Origin of the sequence: Paenibacillus sp. BR1-192 (assembly GCF_029542445.1) — a bacterium.
GTDB lineage: Bacteria > Bacillota > Bacilli > Paenibacillales > Paenibacillaceae > Paenibacillus_AQ > Paenibacillus_AQ lautus_A.
Window position 1 is genome coordinate 1,815,010 of record NZ_CP120718.1, and the last position, 19,535, is coordinate 1,834,544.

Consider the following 19,535-nt stretch of genomic DNA (forward strand, 5'->3'; position numbering starts at 1 on the left):
GAATAAGAGCTTGTCCTATCTCGAACGGTTCGTTCGGCGCATGCCGAATCGCAGGACGCGAATGATGACAAAGTATCCGGCAGCCAACGCCACGGCGGTGATCGCTACCGTTTTTAAACGTTCCGCCCCGCGCTTTCGTGCGGCTTCAGCCTCCTGTAACTGGCTTACCATTTGGGTTAATTGCTGGTTCTGCTCTGCAAGATTGGAGTTCTGCTCCGCCAGGGTCAGATTTTGCTGCTGCAGCCGTTCGGAAGCGATCTTGGCTTTATCAAGCTCTTGCAGGGCTTGGTTATAGTTGCTCTTAAGCTGGTTTATTTCATCGGGGAGTCCCGTGAACTGCTGGATATTATCGTACATATTATTGAAATAATTGGCGTCGGCGGTCCGTCCTCCGGCCGGCAGCGCGATTCCTGCCACCAGCAGAATAAAAGAAAGTTGGATGAGCCTGGATTTTGACGGCTTAAACATGCGGGGTCACCACCATTCGATTATTTATAGTAAATACGAATCAGATTTCGACAGGTTTCTATTAATATACATTACCCACATTCGCATGGGAAGTGAATCCATTCGCAGCTAAGTTGTTTAACTTGCCAATGCGGCGGGTAATGTATTCAAGCAAGCGCATAGAGGCCATCCCATACGAAATGAACATAAAATGAACTAGCAGATAAAAGGAGATTGCGATTATGATGAAAGATAACAACGTGAAGAAAATTATGATAACGGTGAATGGAAAGCCCGTAGGCAACGGCTTATTAATCGATAAAGTCACGTACGCGCCCATTCAACGCACCGAAAGATTTATGGGAGATACGAAGTCCGCTTCGGCAGCGGCAATAGGTTAGTAGATCCCGTATATTCAAATAAGCAGCCTTTAAAACCCGGAGAACGCTCCGGGCTTTTTTTGCGTTGGTTGGCGTTAATCTATCGAAGTCGTTTTCATTCTGCTGCGGGAGGGGAGTATCCTAAACAAACAGAAAATATCGTCTGAATATGACGTTTTATGGCAGAAACAGTTACAAAATAATACATTTATCCTTTATACTAGGTTGTAACTTGAATCAGTATACATAATCCATAACAGGAGAAAAGGAGTTTTGAAGAAAATGGGCTTTTGCATTCATTGCGGTAAAGAATTAACGGATGGCGTCGCACATCAATGCGCTAACGACATCTCGGCGAAATACACCGCGGCAGCGGCGGAGCCGGAACATGGGCGTCAAGATTCCGCATCGGCCGGAGGCTCGCATGCCAAAACTTCCTCGGCCGTTCAAGTCGATGGTCAGGTGCTGCTGAATCTATTGAAAAATCCGATGAGCGCCCTGAATATGCGGGGGGATCAAACAGGCATGATCTATGGCCTGATCGGGATGGCCTCCAGCATCCTCGGCTTTTGGTTGTTCGGCCTTGGAGTCAAGCGGATGTTCTATTCCGGACTGGGCATGATGTCCGCCTTGTTAAGCGATTTCGGCATGGGGAGCCGTTTTCTTTTGCTGGGATTGTTCTCAACCGTCATCCTGCTGGGTTCGTTCTGGCTTGCCGGGAACGTAATGACCAAACAAAAGCTCGACATGAAGGATTACATCGCCAAAATGGGCTCGTTCCAGCTGCCGTTCGGAGCGGTGCTTATCGTTAGTGGACTGCTCAGCTTCTTGTTGGTAAAGCCGGCTTTCTTCCTTCTTGTCTTTGCTCTAATGACCGGATTGGCAGCAAACAGCGCCGCCGCAATCGAGTTGTACCGGATCGGCTCAACCCAGCTGGTCAAATTCATTGGGATCGCTTTAGGGATATATGTTGTGCTGCTTGCCGTCGTCAACACCATTTTATTGTAAAGGAAGGGCATTCTGAGGTTAGCCGCAGATTTCCTTGTACGCGAACTGCCGTAAAGCATATCCACGAAAGACCGCAGCTCAAAGGGCTGTGGTCTTTTTTTGTCGAAATTGGAATGGAAACATATGTTCCGTGACAGTAAGATGTCCCTCTCTATTGGTACATTATTAGAAGAAGAGGAAAGAGGTGGATGTATTGCAGTCAGGCTTGTATTCGGATTATACATGGAGCCACAGCCATGTGTTCGCTGGCGGCACTAGTCAAGTCTTTCTGCTGATCGAGTGGAGGGCTGGTGTCCAGAAGCAGAAAACGCAGTCCAATGGCCTTCGTCGGCGCATAGCCGAAGAAGTCCAGCTGCACCTTCAATTAGGAGAAGGCGTTCAAGTGGAACAGATGTATGGCTGCCAAGGAGAGATTCTGAATGATCGCAACATCTCGTTGTCTTTAGGCTCTTTGTCGGAAGGGAGAACCAAGCAATTGGTTCTGGAGCTGAGTGTCGGTGCTCGTCAATCGGGGGTGTATCCGATCGTTACTGCTTTATGGACCTATATGGATGTTCTAAAGCAGAAGGTGGTTTTGCAGCCGTCCCGAACGATACCGCTTCAATTCAGCAATCATACGACGTTGAGATACCGAAAAGCAGATTACCGGGTAGAGAAAGTACTGAAATTATACCAGAATGCTTTCATCCTGGAGCAGGCAAGAGAAGAGCTGGAACAGGGGAATTTGACTCAAGGTGAAGATCTGATTCGTAGACAGGCAGATGAGATGCTTTTATACGCAACCCGATTTCGAGATCCGGAATATTTAAAGGAGGCCGAAGTCCTTTATAAACTTAGTGTTCTATATAAGAATACATATCAGCAGTTTTATTCTGAAAATGCGAACTGGAAAAGGGACTTTAGACTTAAGTCATAACCAGGAAACAAGAATCCCTATATAAAAAAGGAAAAATGATATCAGGGTCGAATGTACTATTTAGCAGTCAACAAAAATATGTCTAATTTACTAGAAAGATAGGGAGAATGCCATATGACAGACCGACTGATCCGACTAATGAGAATCATTACCCTTGTACAAGCAAGACCAGGAATACTTGCTCGGGAGCTTGCCGAACGCTGTGGAACCAGTGAAAGAACCATTTATCGGGATATGGATGCCCTCAGTGCCATGCATATCCCCATCACTCACCAAGGCCGCGGCCGCGGCTATACCTTCATTGGACATTTTGCAATGTACCCCCTTGGTTTAACGGAAGAGGAGGTACAGGCACTATTTAAACTGCTGAATGTAATGGACAAAATCAAGCCGATCCTGCCGTATGAATTTGAAAGCGCTTATGAAAAGGTGTTGGCTGCTGTATATAAGCAAAGCGCGGAGAAGGCTGAGATTCAAGCCGGGGACCGGGAAGAATCCACTACCGGTTTATAACACTTTCACTACATGTAACAATTAAACCTCGAACGAATGGACACAAATTCATGTGACTATCGTCGAGGTTTTGTCATGTTTAGGGTGCAACTGCGGTCGTGAATAGAGATGATGAATCAACTAGTCAACTAGAATCAGGTTAGGAATATTATACCAAAATAGAGGATTATATGATAAAATGACTACAATTTCTCTCATCCATACAAAACTGTAAGCGTTGTGTAATTGTGAGAGTTGGCGGTAGATGTCCCTAAGCAAGGGCGTAGGAAGGAGATATGAAGCAATGACATAGGGTTTATCTATAACGATTTTCAGGAGGATATGCATGAAAAAGAAGATTTTGATGAGTGTATTAACGGTGCTAACCGTAATCGTCGGAAGCTTGAATTCGGCCGTGGCGGAGGCGGCCCAAGACAATACGATCGGCAAAGCGGTGGAGTCTCGTGAGACCCCGGTTGTCCAGTTTACGGATATTCAGGGCCACTGGGCCCAGGCAGCTATACAAGATGCGGTACAACGAGGTTATGTGGATGGGTACCCGGATAAAAGATTCCTGCCTAACCAACAGGTATCCCGAGCGGAATTCATCAAAATGGCGGTGTCGGCCCTGGAGCTTGAGGCAGCTTCTACAAGTTCAGGTTCCTGGTATGCTCCTTACGTGACGGCGGCAGAATCGGCAGGGATCTATAAAGTCGGCGATTATGCCGACGGTAACCTGACTCAACGGATGACGCGTGAAGAAATGTCCAAACTGGCGGTAAAAGCACTGGGGTACAAAAATGTAGAGGATAAGCAGTGGATGTATCTTGCATCCAAGGATGGCATCATATCCGGGACCGCCCCGGGCGTAATATCACCAACAGGCGCTACCACAAGAGCTCAAGCGATTGCGGTCATTGAGCGACTGCTTCAGGTAAAAGGCGGCAAGGAGCTTCCCGTGGATAAATATGCAGTAGCTGCTGCTGAGGTGTATTGGCACAAGACGAATATTTTCTCGGTGGCACCGGAGATTTTTAATGGGCCTGATAACCATAACAAAAATGTAGGTATCGATTCATGGAAGTTGTCTAAGCTGCAATTCGGTGCACCGGATGGGTCTGTTGTTGCTCAGGTGGATGAATTAATAGCTATTGACTGGAACGATCCGAAAGATCCAAACCGCAAATTACTTCCAAGTAAAGATAAACTGGTATGGAAATTTGGAGGAAAATCAAATGCTCTTACTGATGATTTAGAGGTTTACATCATTCTTTTAAAATCTCATTTAGCTGTCAATAAGAAACCACAGTCATATCCAATAGATCGGCTTAACTTAATAATATTAGGCTTTAATGGTCAGCCCAACTCAGCGATGTTAAATATGCCTTATCCTTTAGAATCAAGAGATCCTAGGAAGCAGATTTATGGCATAGCTATTCCGAAAGATGGATTTAGTACGGAAGGTACAGTTGATATCTTGGTAGAGACTATTTCGAGGGGTTCAAAAGTTTATCAAAGTACTCTTTCAAGGTCAAAACTTATCCGTTAAGGTGGTAACTATGACTTTAAAAAAGAGCATTAGTCTTGTTGCGATGTATTCTATTTTAATATCGTTGTTATCATTGGTTGGACCAGTAATTGCTTCAGTTGATGCTGCTGAGACTACACAAAATATAACATATGACTTTACTACAGATTCTGATGATTATGATTATAGTGGGTATCTGTTTTCTGATAAGCAAGAATTGGAAACAACAAGGATAACTGTAAGCGCACCTGCAGGTAAAGTAATCAAGAAATTGGAATGGGTTAATAAAACAACCAATAATCCAATAAGATCAGTTATAGGATTTAAACCTGGTTCTACGACATGGAATGGAAAGGATACTCTTAGCGGTACAAGATTGAAAGTTAAGTCAAGTAATAACACAAATTATGGAGGAGTGTATTATTGGGATAGATGGTCAGTAAGCGATGCAGGGCATGGCTATGGACAGTTGTGGAAAGCTTCAAGTACTAATGGAACAATTATGGACAATACGCATCCTAGTTGTAACAGAAATGTCCAGAAAGAAACTATTCAAGGGCATCAGCTACCCAAGTATCCTGGATGTACGGATGACAAGTTGTCTTTACCAATTCCTCGGACAAGTGCTTTTTTAATTAATGAACCTGGCCACCCATTGGAAGGGACTTGGATTCGTAACGGAGCAATTGATACAAGTGAAATTAAATCATCTAACACAAGAGTAGATCGACAATCTACGATACCAGATGTACATGGATCTTCAGGAACAACAGATCCAAGTACATTAGTCGGACAAGTGGCTGAGGTTATTAGTTTAGATAGTATTAGAATGTACTATAGTCAATCCTTCAATAATGATGACTATAATAAATATTGGGCCAACCCAGGAGCCAAGCAGGTATGGTATTTCGCCAAATTTTTCGTGGATTTTGATACCTACACCTACGTGTACAAAGACAAACTTCTCCGAGCCACCTTTGCAGATGGAACATCAAGCCTGGAAATTACCGGCTCCACCTGTGTTCCACCGGCGGGTACCGTTCAACTTACAGCGAAATTAACGAAGGTAGACGGAAGTACATATAATCTGCAAAGACACGATAAGTTGACTTGGCGAAGCTCGGATAACAGCATCATGTCCGTGAACGCTTCCGGTATGGTTACAGCCGTGGCAACGACGGGGCAAGCGACGATTACGGCTCATTTTAAGGACACGGCCCAAGCCTTGGACGAAACCGACGATGCCATGATACAGGTCGGGACAGGGTCATCGTGCGGAAATAACGGAGGAGGCGGCGGCGGTGGAGATGGAGGCTCAGGCGGTCCGCCCAACACATGCGGGATCCAAATCGGTGCTGCGAGAAAGGGAACTGTTACTTCGCACACGGTAATGGACCCCGTGGCAACGGGCGTCATTAAGGCGGATAACCGGGATTCAGAAAAGTTTGATGTTCTTGACGGGATACCGACTTCGGAATCCCTGTACGTCAATGTGTTTGGCCTCAATTATCTGTACAAGAACCAATGGGCGAACATGACGGGGGAGATCACCTACACCGTTCCCGTCAAAAAAACATACCTTCTCACCTGGACGATCCCGGGAACGCCAAGCTCAGGACCGGATGATCCCGGCACGCCCGATGAACCTATGGAAGAAGAGGTTCCGGTAGAAGAACAGGTGACGATAACGAGGCCGTACTCCTACTGGCAAATCGATAACCTGGAGGTTTATAAGCTGTCCAAAACGACTGTCAGCAACTATGCTTTGCCAAGCGGTTCGGTGAGCCTCACTCCAGCCGGTTACACACCTCCCGTTCTTACGTCCGATCACAGCACGAGTCTTGACGATCATGTGGAGCCTGCTTCATGCGAAGAAGTGGATTTAGGGACGGAAACCGTTCCAGGCGGTTCAAGCAGGCCGGCGGTGCCGACAACGGATTTTACGTCCGCAGCCGAGTCGGCCGTGGGCCAAAACCAGGTAAGAAACGACAAAGTCCTGTTTAACGGATCTACCGTCATGAGTGACAGCTGGGCACAGGGAGCGGCGCCATCACCAGGGATTATCCCTCCGGCAGCGACGATTCAAAGAGACGTATTGTACGGCAGAAACTATCTTATCAGCAGTACGCTGTTGAATAAAGCAAATACGGCGAGCACCGGTACGATTGATTACGAGCTCATCCCGGGCAACATTAATGGCGGGTCCCCTCAATCGTTCCCGGTCAACGCCATAAACACCGTCACGGTCCACACCCCGGTCGTCAACTATTCCTCCGTAACGGATGATCAGGCACACAACCAGAAGACGACCCCCAATCCGAATCGGTCCGCCTTCATCTTGGATCGGCCGTTTACGGTACGCATCCCTACCTCAGGCCAGCATCGGAACATTCAGGGATACGGAAACCGGGACTATGCGAAGTATGTAAGATCGAAGCAGGTTTATTTTCCGTTCGATGTGTACAGCAGCGACAAGCGCACCTTCTATCCCAAAGACACTTGGATCACGATCCCGACGGCACAGCTGGACACGGAGTTTTTTCTGCCGGTGTGGGTAGATGAGGGCGATTACCAGGTGTACTTCCGTACGATTGCGGAGAACGCGCCGCCCGACTATACGACGCAGCCCGATGCCAACACGAATTTATCCCACCATGTGGCTACGGATATAGAACCTGTGGAAGTGATCGGGCGCGTGTATGATTTTCATATCACGGATATTGCCGATTATAACTGGGGTGCGACAAGTTCTACTATAAATGCATGACTTGCATGAAATGTAGGGGTTTGAAAATTCAAACCTAACTTTACAACTTAGTGATGGGAATGAGGAAACCACGTATTCCAAAACCATCCCGACAATACTCCTGCGTGCGTTGCAATGGACAGATTGCAGGGTGCGAAGCACAGGTGGAGTCGGCAGAACGAAGGCTAAAGCCACTCGTTAAGAGAAGGTATGCCAACGGATATGCCGGGCGGCTGAAAAACTGACTATGGTGAGAATGTCCAAAAAGACTGACGAACTACCGAATGTACGGGTCTAGATAAAAGGGCATATGGAAACATGTGTGCTAACAAAAGTTAGTGTGGGTGGCGATAAGTACGAATCCCAGTTAGGAAACTCGCTATACCGAACTATGGCGGTATCCAGCCCACAGGCCCATAGGTAGCACCTAAGGTCAGAATGTATAGCTAAAGTTGCAAGGGACTTGGAAAACAAAGAACGTCGCAATATGGACTGTCACATCCTAGGCGGTTGCTATAAGGCATATGCTGAAAGGCATTTATCTTTGTGAGGGTAGGGGCACGACTGATGAACTACCTGTAACGGGTAAGGAGGAACAGCCCCAAGTCTATTTGAACAAACATTCATTTTCCAAAAAGTGAATTGCACCGATCAGGTAGGAACGTGGGAACATCTTTCCAGAAAGGAGAGATGCCACAGTGCAAACACTACGATATTGGGATTACTATGGCATGACAGGAACTTTTACGGAACTACACCAGAAAGCTTTGAGTAAAGGATTATTTCCGAACATCTACGATACCATAACATCAAGGGAAAACATCCTCCTAGCTTTTCGGACAATCAAATCCAACAAAGGTTCCAAAACTGCCGGAACAGATGGCAAGACCATTGACGATATAAAGGTACAAACTGACGAAGAAATTGTGTCACTCATTCAGCAGAAACTATTGAACTATCAACCCAAGAAAGTTAGACGAGTATTTATTCCCAAACCAAATGGTAAACAAAGACCACTAGGTATCCCATGTATCGTCGATAGAATCATTCAACAATGCTTCAAGCAAGTTCTTGAACCCATTGCTGAAGCACATTTCTTCAAACACAGTTATGGATTTAGACCACTACGGTCAACGCACCATGCACTAGCAAGAGTGCAATCCCTTATTAATAAGGTAAATCTACACTACGTAGTTGATGTGGACATAACTGGATTCTTCGATAATGTGAACCATACTTTGCTTACCAAACAACTATGGAATATGGGCATACGAGACAGAAGAGTCTTACGCGTCATTAGTAAGATGCTTAAAGCCGAAATTGAGGGCGAGGGAATTCCCACAAAAGGAACACCACAGGGCGGAATTCTATCTCCACTGCTATCCAATATTGTACTGAATGACCTCGATCAATGGGTAGCTGGACAATGGGAAAACTTTAAAACAAATCATTCATATAGCTTCGATTACAGCAAATATATACCTCTCAAAAGAACGGACTTAAAAGAGGGTTACATTGTACGCTATGCTGATGATTTTAAAGTTCTTTGCCGGGATTGGAGAACAGCACAAAAGTGGTTCCACGCCGTAAGGCTCTATCTGAAGGATCGTCTTAAACTGGATATTTCGCCTGAAAAATCGCAGATCGTGAACTTGAGAAAACGAAAGTCTGAATTTCTTGGGTTCACGATATGGGCGGCGAAAAAAGGGAAAAAAGAGAGTGGCGTACACAGGTATTAGCAACAAGAAAAAACTTCAAATCAAAGAAGAGGCCAAGAAACGCATCAAGAAAATACAAAAGAACCCTGTGGCTTTGAACGCCTTTCTCTTCAATAGTTTTGTCCTGGGAATACACAATTATTTTAGCAAGGCGACCCATGTCAATGTTGATTTCTCACGACTTGCCTATGACCTACGTGCTTTCATTTACAACCGTCTCAAGTATAAACGATATGAACGCCCTGTGAGACCACCACCCACTTACTTAAAATTCTATAAAGGAACGTATAGAACATTTAAAATAGGTGGTGTATACCTATATCCTTTAGGCGACATAAAAACGGTAAATAATTTTAATTTTAGTCAAAATCTAACGCCGTTTACGTATGAGGGTAGGGAACTGGTACACAAGAAACTTAGACCAGATTTACAAATGGAGATCGTGAAACTAATGAATTCTAACATACCTGGTCGAAGTCTTGAATATATGGACAACCGTATTAGTAGATACAGTATGAAAATGGGCAGGTGTGAAATCACTGGAACATTCTTATGCGTAGAGGATGTTCAATGCCATCACTATCTACCGGTTCATCTTAACGGAGACGATAAATTTAATAATTTACGTATCCTACACAAAGACGTCCATAGACTTATTCATGCCGTTAATACAGAGACGATTGAAACACTCATGTCCAGACTGGACCTGACTGAGAGTATGGTCAACAAAATTAACCAGTATCGGAATAAGTGTAACTTGGAACCTATGAATTATGAGTTCAAATAGATAGAACGCCGTATGAGGTGAAAGTCTCACGTACGGTGTGGAGTGGGGGAAAAGCCGGTGATTATCTCAAAGGCTTACCTATCACTACAGACGGTCTTCCGCAAACAAAAAGGGAATGCCTCACCAAGCGGGGCGTCCTATTGGACAGGACTCCGCGGCATTGACGGCGAGGCCCGGGGGAACGCGCTGCCTTATACGCTTCCCATCGCTCCGGGCAAGCATCCGGCACAGGGGTATAAGAATGCGTCCGTGAAGACAGGATACCACTTCAAATTCGATTTGAAGACTAAGGGCAATATGTTCGGGGCGCAGGACGGCATTTCGGTTACGCCGAGCTTTTATTTCGTGAATAAAGACGGCAGCGGACGTCAGCCTGTCGATCTGTATTACCACAGTGGAGACCGGAAGTTCATTCGCATCGGTTCCCCGCAGGATACAGAGAAGCGTTACGTCATTCTGAATGAAAGGCTGCGCAATGTACCCCAAGAGGAACTGCAGGATACCGCTTCGTATCTATACAACCACGGTGGGGCACCGGCGGGAATGTCCCCGGCGGCCTACGCGAAGCAGTATATGGAGAAGATCAGCAAGAGCAAGACCTGGGTAGGCCGGCTCGACTGGATGCTGCTGCCTTCCGGCATTCGAACATTGATTGGGCCAAAGTCGGGGCTGCCAACCTCCGTTGACGGAGAGCGGGCCAACGCCGCTGTTCAGCGCTGGTACGGTGAATACAGCCTTCCCTCCGACGTCTATGTGGTGAAGAAAGGAACGGATCTGGCGGCTTATGGGCGGAGTAACCGATTGGACGAGAAGTCCTCTGTATTTCTGAAGAAGGGGTATATCGTGGTCAATTTCAACATCGAGACGATCCGGGAGGGCAATACGGCCAAGACCCATCTGCAATACATTCATGCACCGCTCATGAATCAGTGGCAGCTTGAAGGGTACAGCCGAACCTATACCGATCCGTATGGCAAAAGATTTACCCTGCTGGATGGGGATGTCGTATTTTACCATGCGGATCAATCCAGTAAAGGGGATTTCAAATCCCAGGTTCCCCATTAAAATCGTCATGAACCAGCCTCTCCCGTTCTCAGGGGGAGGCTGGTTTTTTCATTCAATAATGCGGCCAGACCCCGTTATCATAAAGATACCGGGCAAAAGCCATCGGATTGTAGTATGAGTATTTCCAAACTTCCTCCATTCCGGCTTCCCGAAATCCATAACGTTGATCGCAGCCATTGCATTCAATGAAATAGATCTTTCCATTCTGGGTAATGCCGACATCCATTCCAAAATCAGCTGCGTACGGAATATACAAGGACAGCGTCTTGGCGATATGGAGGGAAAACTCAGCAATTCGTTCGATGGTAAGTCCTACAGGCAAGTCAGGCATGCAGCGGGCGAGTATGTCCGGGACCCGATAGGCTGAGCCGCCTTGAGCAATGTTGGAGACAAACGTTCGTGGAGCCGATGTTTTGGCGAACATGCCGGCGACTTCCCAGCGCCCGCTTCCCCCGCGCTGAACGGTAACTCGGATATCAAAGGGGCGGTCATCATATTCGGCAAGCGGTATGCGCTGCTGTACAACGAATGGAGCTTGCCTAATCCGCTGATAGATCAGAGGATGGAGCTTTCCGGGTGGCAAGGTAACCGTTCTCCAACCTTTGGCCGATGGGGATGAGCGGGAGTAAGTGAAATGACTGCGTAAAGAGTTACCTTTTAAGCGCATGATACCAACCCCGATGCTTCCATTGCATGGTTTTAGAACGAGATCCCCGTGCTGGCTCAGCATGGAGCGAATCGAGGCAGGGGTAGCTTCTACCGTATGAGGCAGGGATGGTAATATCCCTTGGTCCTGTTCCAGCATATGATGTATAACGTTTTTACCGTAACGCGTACGCCCGTTATAAACGAATACCCCGCGCTTGATCAGTTGATCAATCAGCGCCTGCTCCTGTTTTTTATGATAAATAGCCCGCATATGAATAACGCGTGGGATGAGAATATGCACTTGCGAATATCCAGCTGGAGCCGGAACAAAACCAGTCACCTTTCCAGTCTCTAGTGAAATATGATGGATTGTAAAAAAACAAGGAACCAACCCATTCATGGCAGCAGCTTCTTCGTAGTTGGCCAGTGATTCCGTGCCGATTCTCCCGCTGGAAATTCTGCGATACGTATTGTTGTTGAGCAGAATGCCGACATATTCCAGATGCATGGTCACCCTCCTTGTCACCATAATCCTGTAGTCTTTGTACCATATCGTATGCGTGAGGATGATTGTCCCGGATGGACGGGTGTCGCCCGTGGTTGGCCTATTCTTTGTCGGGAATTAGTCACCAACAGGCCCTGATTCGGTATATGTTAAGGTATCTAACCATACAAATGAACAGGTATGCGCATATGGCAACGAAACACTACGTGTCAAGGGGGAACCTTTGATATATCAGTAGGTGTTTTTCATATAGATAAGATGTGAGAAGGATGTGGAGTTATGGGTTTGCGGAAGGTGGCGGTCGTGACGCCGGGATCGTTTGTCATTCCATCGGGGAGGAGCAGCTCCGTCGAGCGGGTAGTAGAGCAGACCATTCCATTAGCGCAGGGTACCATGGATGTGCGCATATTCGGAGTACTGGGAAAAGGGCTCCCTTCAAAAGACACGATCAACGGCGTTCCGTGCTACCGCCTGCCATCTGGAACGAATTATTATCCTTCCTTGCTGCGGAGGCTTCAGAAGTGGAGACCGGATATTATCGAAGTTCACAATCGGCCGCTGCTGGCGCAGCGCCTCAAAATGCATCTGCCGGATGTGAAAATCGTATTGAATCTTCACTCCAATACATTTATTTCGCCTCCGTATATGAGCGAGCAGCGTTTTGGGGCCATTGCTCGCTGGATGGACGGCATTGTGGTGAACAGCCGTTTCCTGCTGGAGGATATCACTTCAAAACATGCTGGGCTTCTGGAAAAGATCACGATTAATCATCTTGGTGTGAGTCTTGATCATTTTACTCCTGCTTTCAGTCCTGCTGCCAAGGCACTAAGAGAGGCAAAGCTTGCTCATTACGGCTGGAGCGGACGGCGAATCATTCTGTTTGCGGGACGGCTCATCCCTGACAAAGGGGTTCACCATCTGATTGCCGCATTGCCTCATATCATTGACAAGCATCCGGATGTTCTTTTGCTTATCATCGGGAGTGCAGCCTACGGATCCGATCGGGAAACCGCATATGTACGGGAACTGAAAAGAACGGCCGGACCTTATACCCAATGGGTATTTTTCCGCCCCTTTATCCCTTATCCCGCAATTGCAGACTGGTACTCGCTTGCCGATATTGTGGTTGTTCCCTCAGCGCCGAGGGAAGCCTTTGGGCTCGTGAACGTGGAAGCCATGGCTGCAGGAGTTCCTGTCATCGCTGCGAATGCAGGCGGTATCCCGGAGATCGTGGAGAACGGCGTGACGGGCTACCTGGTTCAAAGGGATGATTTTCCTGGCGGGCTTGCCGAACGGATTAACGGATTGCTTCAGGACGAGAATCTGCGTACCCGAATCGGGATGGCTGGTCGTGAAACGGTGCGTCAGCGTTTCAGATGGGATCATACGGCAGAACGATGGGCTAACCTGATGCAAACCATCTAACCGACTGTGGCAGTAGCCCCTTCTCTTGAATAGGATGAAGGTAACGATTAGAAGCAGAGGAGAGAGCTGACAGTGAACAAAGCCAGAAGGATCACCAGGATAAGAAGGGGAAGGCCCTTTCGGCGGTACGATGGCTTTAATAAGAAGATAGCCATCAGAGGAACTTCCGGCAAGTGGTCAGATTTAGAGAATGATGTGATGGATCACGCGTTGGCTGATGATGTAATCAGTGCTTCCCATCTGCAGCATCGCAGCGTAAGAAGTGAAGCGATTGAGGATTATGCCGTACACAGTATTCATCTGTCATCCGAATCCATTATTTCTTCCAAACTGGCACTCGAATCGGTTCAACCGAGTCATCTTTCCTTTAATCCGGTTCAAGGGATTCCTGATATGCCTTTACTTCAGCAGTTTGGATATTTCCCCTTCATCTTTTCTGATGAACAAGAAACGATCGAAATTACAATACCGCTTCAGACCTCCTATCAAGATGAACATTATGTAGTGGTGGCATCGTGCAGTGATCCGGTGTTTCAGGCTGGCATTCGAAAACGGGAGCATGCGGAGGTAGCCATCGGAATTACGCGGCCGGCAGGCACTGTGATCTCGGAAGGCTGGCTGTACTGGATCTCAATAGGCCGGATGGCAACATAATGAAGGAGAAGGATGGGGGAAGCGAGATTCCACCCATCCTTTTTGTAACCAGGGGGATCCCATTCGTCAACATGATGGAGATGCCGTTCCGGAAGAGCCTTAGTGCGATCATCCGCAGAAGTGAATACTAAGGAGTTCCCCGAATGACTCTCATTTACGAACATGTTACTCCAATCAAGTGTTGTTTACATATGGAAGATGATCATACGTTTAGAGAATGGAATGGTCCCTGTGGATGCCGTCACGAAGCGAGAAAGTCAACATACAATAGAAATGAATTGCCAAATGATTATTCGGTCCTCACGCAGTGATGAGAAACGGGAGGCGGAATGTATATGAAGGACTTTTTACGATGAAGAGACGCGGCACTCGCTTACGGACATCTTTATCGGCGACTCTTCCCAAAGCTGATCCGGTTGAAGGACGGAAGGATGGATTTATCGTTGGCTATTCTTATGGCGTCCAACACGGACAAAAAAACGGAGAAGCCTCATTTGAGGGCATCAGCATCATCATCCCCATTCATGAACCAAACGAAGATGCCATTGGCAAGATTAGAAGAATCGAAGCCTTAACGCCGCATCCATATGAGCTGCTCATAGCGGATGCCGGCTCCTCGGAAGGAACCAGGCAATATGTGCGCGGCCGGATCGGAGCGGTACGACACATTACGGGGAGAAGTGGTCAAGGCATAGCGGTTGTTCTTAATAAGGCACTTCGTGCTGCACACGGGAAGAAGTTAGTTATTCTATATGGCTGTACACCTGTTATGGATAACTGGATCGGCGGTCTGATGGATGAGCTGGAACATGCACCCGCTATCAAAACGGTTTGCGTTAGTTTTGCACAGTCAGGAACCCCCGTACTTCCCGGGAACGAAGCGGATATCCATAACCGGTTAAATGCGTGCTGTGCTCTGTTCCGCCCCGAGCTGTTAACGGAGGTTGGAGGACTAGATGAGGGGCTTCCATCATTACAGGAAAGCATAAGCGAATGGTTAGGGCGAGTTCCGCAGCAATATAGAACGATGCTGCCAGCTAAGGATCTATTCACCTGATTCGAAAGACGGCATTATTCATGGCACCAGGAAGCTTGTCGAAGCATATGTTGAAAAATATGATGAGCGAAGGAGAGTTATGTCGTGGAGAAAAAAATTGATGACATGGTCGAATACCTATCGCAGTCCCAGCAGCAAATAGCGCGCATTCTAGAAGCTCAGCGTCATGCAGCAGTCCGCATGGCTCAAATTATACATTCCTTACCGAATCATGAAATCCAAGCCTCCGAAGAACCGAATTCACGAGGAGGATCATCATTAGGGGGACAATTATTAGGAGGCCGGTCGTCAGGATCCCAGGTGGAACAAGTCAATGGCAGCATTGCTGCTTATTTGAACGCCATGGCCGACCTGCAACAAACATCGGCAGACAGTTTGGAAATCGTAATGAAAGAGCTTAGAGCGAACGAGCAAGGCGAAGAATAATGGGATCCGACTTCGTTGGTTAAGGGGGAATGTATGTGAGTAAAGAGGAATCGTTCATGCGGATTCTCGATGCATCCGTGACTATTCAATATAATACCTATCTCATTCTTCAAGGGAAAGCGGTAGAAGCCGAAAAGGTTTGTCAATGGGTCTTGACACAATTTCCTCGTTCCAAGGGAGAGTTGAAGGATTCGTTATCCATTCACGAGCAAATTGTCGAGCAAATCGAGGGCTTGACGAAAATAGGCTCCGGTCTGTGCCGGAATCTGCGGATTATTCTCGGAACGGACGCTGAACAAGATGATGCCATGGGATTTGATGCATTCGATTTCGGAGATACGGACTCATGATCGCGCGCATACAACGGGAACACGAGGCCAAGATTGCTATGGTATCATCCATTGCTAGAAGTCAGCAAGCGCTGGCAAGTATTTTGGAAAGTATCGCAGAGGTTACGGCACATTCTGAAACAACCGCGCGCACGCTTGCAGAGAATATTCGGCTGCTTGTCGGCTATCAATCCGTGATGGCTGAAATGTTGACAGGCATTCCGTTAAATCAGTACAAATTAGGTTGTCCGGCATCGCCCTGGATAACATCCGAGTGCCAGCTGTTTTACAATGAGGCCGGGTTAGAAGCTACGAATTGAACCTTGCAGGAGGATTCGGCATGAACACGGCATTAACGGTCAGGAATCATCGTAAGGCTTCACCCATGGCACGGAAGAAGTCATTCGCCAAAGGGCTGAGAAGCCTGAAGTCATCAGGTACTAAACGCCGCCATGGCAAGCCAGTCAAGCGCCATCGAGCCGGTGGCCGCTACAGCTCCAGGTCTGAGGCCGGCAGATCCCGGCCTTTATCCCACCAAATCCATGACAAAGGGTATGATCATTCCTACATGGAAGATTTTAAAGCCGGATTTGCGAAAGGTTATGAAGATGGGAGACAGGCTGTTACCTTAGCCTAGACGACACAGGTAGCATTCTGTATTTATATAACTAAGGCTGAAGAACGATCCCGTTTACAGAAACAAAATTATGAAAGAACCCCGCGGACCAATTTGAGCCTGAGCACATTTCCGTTTGGTAGGCGTATGAATGGATTCGTATCGCTATGTTCGACATACGATGGTTAAAAGCGAAAAATGGGGTGAGGACTAATGAGTCGAACCAGCAGAATAGACAAGCGATTCATTCGAAGAACATGCCGTAAGATGGGTTTCCCCAAATCATTCAAGTCCTTTGGCGCCGAAGCGAGATGGGTTCATCAAACCATGGAATGTTTAAAAGACTCCTACAAAAGCAGCATATGGAAACTTGAAATCGAACATGACCAAAAGCGCGTTCCCGTCATTCTTAAAATTTCGAAAGCGCTCAAAAAAGACCGGCCGGAAAGCACGGTTGAGAAAAATATCTACCGTAAAGGAAGAAAAGTGCTTCAACCGTACATGCCACTGGTCTATAAGACCAAACGAAATATGAACGGACGCGATTTGTGGGTATTCATGGAATACGTTGAGCCTCTTAAAGGGCGAGTTCAGTATAATCCGGATCATTTTGACAAAATCATTCCGACATTAGCGAAGCTCCACTCCTCTACGATGAATGAACGCTTTATACAATATGAGGGACTATTCGGTGATTGGCTGCCTCGATATAATTCCAATGTTATGAGACAAGAAAGAAAAAACATAAATAAGTTAACCTTATTTTATTTAGATGAAGCGATGAAAAACAGCAAGTTGAAAGATATGATTAATCCATATTACTCACTCGTGAAGGGCCTGCTGCAGAGAGGGCCGGATTATTTCCCGGAGGTCATTCATGAAGGCTGCTGCATTATCCATGGAGATCTTCACACTGCAAACATAGCGACCAACAATGTTAAGGAGAAGTCGTGGAAAATCAAGTTTATCGATTGGGAAGGCGCAAAATATGCCCCGTGCTGGTTTGATCTCGTCAATTTGATCGGGGTTTTCTTGGCATACCGCCGAGAATGGGGGGATCAGGAAGAGGATATAACCCGCCGCTGCGTTCAATTATATTCGAATGAGATGAGAAAGCACGGAATTATCTTTAATACAGATCCACTAAAACTGTATCAGATGGCATTTGCAAAACGAATACTCGAGAAAGGGCTGTATCTTCAGCTGAATTGGGCTGTTACCGGAAAAAAAGAGGCGAAGCTGCTGCCGGTGTATTTAGAAAAAATCAAGGTTTTAGGAAAAAATTTGGAGCTTTATTAGCGCTAGGAACATTCGGTCCTATGAATACGAAGTTGAATACTACACGGTTAACCCGCGTGTTCTGCGGGTTATTTTGCGTTGCTTTACAATGTTTATCCAGCGCCCATCCGCAAAAAGATTCAATTATTCGCAGGATGTAAAATCGTGTATACGGAATGTTAAATCGCGTTTTTTTAATGTCATGTCGGAGGTCCTCCACATAGGATATAAAAGGAATACGGAGTGGAGGATCGCGGATATGGTGAAAACAGGAAATTCGGAAGGGTTCGAGCAAGGTCGTGCGGAGGGATTTAAAAAGGGAAAAGAAGATGGATATAATAAAGGGCTTGAGGATGCACAAGCCTTATTGGCAAACCCGCCTCTTAACGATATAAGTCTGAAGTGGCGGGAGCTTGGATGCGCTGATCAGATTGCAAAACATTTCGGATCTCCCGTTGTTTTGAACGACGGAAATATGGAGTGTTTGAAAGAAACATTCAAGAGTGCAATCTGGAAACTCGAAATTACGGCAAACGGACAAAAATATCCAATGATTTTAAAGATATTCAAAGCACCCGTGAACGAACAGAAACTTATCGAGTTAAACATGTACCGAAAAGCAACCCATATTTTATCGGATCTGATACCTAACATATATCTGATCGTGGAAGGTATGAATGGTGATGATGTATGGGTGTTCATGGAGTTTGTCCCTCAAGTAAAGGGTCAGGTTATCTTTACACCTGATTATTTCGACCGGATCATCCCTTCCTTGGCGAAACTTCACGCGCTAACCTATAACGACAATTTTTATAGTCATTGGGAAACATTCGAGGAATGGCTCCCGCTTTACGATTCCCCCACCTCAACGCAAGAACGCCAGAAGACGCATCAAAGAACTATAGAATATCTGGATAAGGCAATGGAACGTCCCGAATTAAAGGCAAGGCTGGAGTCTAGCTACGCTAATGTCCGTACCATGTTACAAAAGGGACCTATTTATTTTCCCGAACTTATGCAGGCAGGTAAAAGCATCATTCACAATGATCTGCAAACACCGAATATCGGCTGCCACAATGTAGCCGAAGAGAACTGGAACATTAAGTTTATCGATTGGGAAGGTGCACGTTTCTCACCTTGCTGGTTCGATATGTTTAATTTAATGGGTGTGTTTTTTGCATACCGCAAGGACTGGAGAGGCGACGAATATGCCGTAATTGAACGCTGTGCACCTTTATATGCCGCAGAAATGCTCAAATATGGAATCCGGTTCGATACCGACCCGGTTACGTTGTACAAAATGGCCTATTTGCAGCGCGTTTTGGAACGCAGCTTGTTCCAGCAGCTTTTTTGGGGCGTGGAGGATCTGAAGACGGTTCATTTATTGGATCATTATTTAGAAAGAATCAATGTGTGGGGTAAGGAGCTCGGGTTATATTAATGCCAATGGTTTTAGCGGGATAGGGATCCGGGAGTATCAGAAACATTGGCATGATGGCCAGGTCAAAGC

General features: G+C 46.6%; 17 protein-coding genes and 2 pseudogenes. 17 read left to right on the forward strand and 2 right to left on the reverse strand.

The window, feature by feature from the left end; genetic code table 11:
- Positions 1-15: 15 nt before the first annotated feature.
- A complete protein-coding gene (locus P0X86_RS07680; protein ID WP_213580515.1) occupies positions 16-468 on the reverse strand; it encodes a cell division protein ZapB in 453 nt (150 codons plus the stop codon).
- 221 nt (positions 469-689) lie between these two features.
- Between P0X86_RS07680 and P0X86_RS07685 the strand changes: the two genes are divergently transcribed.
- The 8 genes and pseudogenes from P0X86_RS07685 to P0X86_RS07720 form a co-directional block, all read left to right on the forward strand.
- Positions 690-848, forward strand: a complete 159-nt coding sequence (locus P0X86_RS07685; protein ID WP_192569382.1) for a hypothetical protein — start codon at positions 690-692, stop codon at positions 846-848.
- Between the two features lie 261 nt (positions 849-1,109).
- Complete coding sequence (locus tag P0X86_RS07690; protein WP_096775321.1) at positions 1,110-1,835, forward strand: hypothetical protein; 726 nt, start codon at positions 1,110-1,112, stop codon at positions 1,833-1,835.
- Positions 1,836-2,019: 184 nt separating this feature from the next.
- Positions 2,020-2,751 carry a hypothetical protein gene (locus P0X86_RS07695; protein ID WP_213580516.1) on the forward strand — a complete coding sequence of 244 codons (732 nt, stop codon included), beginning with the start codon at positions 2,020-2,022 and terminating at the stop codon, positions 2,749-2,751.
- Positions 2,752-2,865: 114 nt separating this feature from the next.
- The gene (locus P0X86_RS07700) at positions 2,866-3,264 is read left to right on the forward strand and encodes a helix-turn-helix transcriptional regulator (protein WP_277748251.1); all 399 of its coding nucleotides are present in this window, start codon (positions 2,866-2,868) and stop codon (positions 3,262-3,264) included.
- Between the two features lie 325 nt (positions 3,265-3,589).
- Positions 3,590-4,792 carry an S-layer homology domain-containing protein gene (locus P0X86_RS07705; RefSeq protein WP_277748252.1) on the forward strand — a complete coding sequence of 401 codons (1,203 nt, stop codon included), beginning with the start codon at positions 3,590-3,592 and terminating at the stop codon, positions 4,790-4,792.
- An 808-nt stretch (positions 4,793-5,600) separates the two neighbouring features.
- Positions 5,601-7,538, forward strand: a complete 1,938-nt coding sequence (locus P0X86_RS07710) for a DUF5704 domain-containing protein (protein WP_277748253.1) — start codon at positions 5,601-5,603, stop codon at positions 7,536-7,538.
- Between the two features lie 677 nt (positions 7,539-8,215).
- Positions 8,216-10,022, forward strand: a pseudogene (gene ltrA, locus P0X86_RS07715) (group II intron reverse transcriptase/maturase).
- Positions 10,023-10,109: 87 nt separating this feature from the next.
- Positions 10,110-11,087: pseudogene (locus P0X86_RS07720) on the forward strand (DUF5704 domain-containing protein); the annotation flags it as partial.
- A 52-nt stretch (positions 11,088-11,139) separates the two neighbouring features.
- On the opposite strand, the gene P0X86_RS07725 reads toward P0X86_RS07720, so the two are convergent.
- Positions 11,140-12,243: a YheC/YheD family endospore coat-associated protein gene (locus P0X86_RS07725; RefSeq protein ID WP_277748254.1), complete on the reverse strand. Its 1,104-nt coding sequence runs from the start codon at positions 12,241-12,243 to the stop codon at positions 11,140-11,142.
- A gap of 276 nt (positions 12,244-12,519) precedes the next feature.
- Here P0X86_RS07725 and P0X86_RS07730 point away from each other — a divergent pair, with 276 nt between their 5' ends.
- The 9 genes from P0X86_RS07730 to P0X86_RS07770 all read left to right on the forward strand — a co-directional run bounded on the left by P0X86_RS07730 (position 12,520) and on the right by P0X86_RS07770 (position 19,466).
- A complete protein-coding gene (locus P0X86_RS07730) occupies positions 12,520-13,665 on the forward strand; it encodes a glycosyltransferase family 4 protein (RefSeq protein WP_277748255.1) in 1,146 nt (381 codons plus the stop codon).
- 72 nt (positions 13,666-13,737) lie between these two features.
- The gene (locus P0X86_RS07735) at positions 13,738-14,319 is read left to right on the forward strand and encodes a WIAG-tail domain (protein ID WP_277748256.1); all 582 of its coding nucleotides are present in this window, start codon (positions 13,738-13,740) and stop codon (positions 14,317-14,319) included.
- Between the two features lie 352 nt (positions 14,320-14,671).
- Positions 14,672-15,376, forward strand: coding sequence for a glycosyltransferase family 2 protein (locus tag P0X86_RS07740; protein WP_277748257.1), 705 nt, complete (start codon positions 14,672-14,674; stop codon positions 15,374-15,376).
- 84 nt (positions 15,377-15,460) lie between these two features.
- The gene (locus tag P0X86_RS07745) at positions 15,461-15,802 is read left to right on the forward strand and encodes a nucleoside-diphosphate sugar epimerase (RefSeq protein ID WP_096775328.1); all 342 of its coding nucleotides are present in this window, start codon (positions 15,461-15,463) and stop codon (positions 15,800-15,802) included.
- A gap of 29 nt (positions 15,803-15,831) precedes the next feature.
- Positions 15,832-16,152, forward strand: a complete 321-nt coding sequence (locus P0X86_RS07750) for an alpha-helical endospore appendage domain-containing protein (protein WP_277748258.1) — start codon at positions 15,832-15,834, stop codon at positions 16,150-16,152.
- Positions 16,149-16,451 carry a hypothetical protein gene (locus P0X86_RS07755; protein ID WP_277748259.1) on the forward strand — a complete coding sequence of 101 codons (303 nt, stop codon included), beginning with the start codon at positions 16,149-16,151 and terminating at the stop codon, positions 16,449-16,451. Before P0X86_RS07750 ends, P0X86_RS07755 begins: the two co-directional genes overlap by 4 nt.
- 20 nt (positions 16,452-16,471) lie before the next feature.
- Positions 16,472-16,768, forward strand: coding sequence for a hypothetical protein (locus P0X86_RS07760; RefSeq protein WP_213580522.1), 297 nt, complete (start codon positions 16,472-16,474; stop codon positions 16,766-16,768).
- 306 nt (positions 16,769-17,074) lie between these two features.
- Positions 17,075-18,046, forward strand: coding sequence for an aminoglycoside phosphotransferase family protein (locus P0X86_RS07765; RefSeq protein ID WP_277748260.1), 972 nt, complete (start codon positions 17,075-17,077; stop codon positions 18,044-18,046).
- A 238-nt stretch (positions 18,047-18,284) separates the two neighbouring features.
- Positions 18,285-19,466 carry a phosphotransferase gene (locus P0X86_RS07770; protein WP_277748261.1) on the forward strand — a complete coding sequence of 394 codons (1,182 nt, stop codon included), beginning with the start codon at positions 18,285-18,287 and terminating at the stop codon, positions 19,464-19,466.
- The last annotated feature ends 69 nt before the right edge of the window (positions 19,467-19,535 follow it).

Excerpts from the sequence above, each read along its gene's own strand:
- P0X86_RS07680 (WP_213580515.1), bottom strand. The coding sequence starts at position 468 with ATGTTTAAGCCGTCAAAATCCAGGCTCATCCAACTTTCTTTTATTCTG.
- P0X86_RS07685 (WP_192569382.1), top strand. The coding sequence starts at position 690 with ATGATGAAAGATAACAACGTGAAGAAAATTATGATAACGGTGAATGGA.
- P0X86_RS07690 (WP_096775321.1), top strand. The coding sequence starts at position 1,110 with ATGGGCTTTTGCATTCATTGCGGTAAAGAATTAACGGATGGCGTCGCA.
- P0X86_RS07700 (WP_277748251.1), top strand. The coding sequence starts at position 2,866 with ATGACAGACCGACTGATCCGACTAATGAGAATCATTACCCTTGTACAA.
- P0X86_RS07705 (WP_277748252.1), top strand. The coding sequence starts at position 3,590 with ATGAAAAAGAAGATTTTGATGAGTGTATTAACGGTGCTAACCGTAATC.
- P0X86_RS07710 (WP_277748253.1), top strand. The coding sequence starts at position 5,601 with ATGTACTATAGTCAATCCTTCAATAATGATGACTATAATAAATATTGG.
- P0X86_RS07725 (WP_277748254.1), bottom strand. The coding sequence starts at position 12,243 with ATGCATCTGGAATATGTCGGCATTCTGCTCAACAACAATACGTATCGC.
- P0X86_RS07730 (WP_277748255.1), top strand. The coding sequence starts at position 12,520 with ATGGGTTTGCGGAAGGTGGCGGTCGTGACGCCGGGATCGTTTGTCATT.
- P0X86_RS07740 (WP_277748257.1), top strand. The coding sequence starts at position 14,672 with ATGAAGAGACGCGGCACTCGCTTACGGACATCTTTATCGGCGACTCTT.
- P0X86_RS07750 (WP_277748258.1), top strand. The coding sequence starts at position 15,832 with ATGTATGTGAGTAAAGAGGAATCGTTCATGCGGATTCTCGATGCATCC.
- P0X86_RS07755 (WP_277748259.1), top strand. The coding sequence starts at position 16,149 with ATGATCGCGCGCATACAACGGGAACACGAGGCCAAGATTGCTATGGTA.
- P0X86_RS07760 (WP_213580522.1), top strand. The coding sequence starts at position 16,472 with ATGAACACGGCATTAACGGTCAGGAATCATCGTAAGGCTTCACCCATG.
- P0X86_RS07765 (WP_277748260.1), top strand. The coding sequence starts at position 17,075 with ATGGAATGTTTAAAAGACTCCTACAAAAGCAGCATATGGAAACTTGAA.
- P0X86_RS07770 (WP_277748261.1), top strand. The coding sequence starts at position 18,285 with ATGGTGAAAACAGGAAATTCGGAAGGGTTCGAGCAAGGTCGTGCGGAG.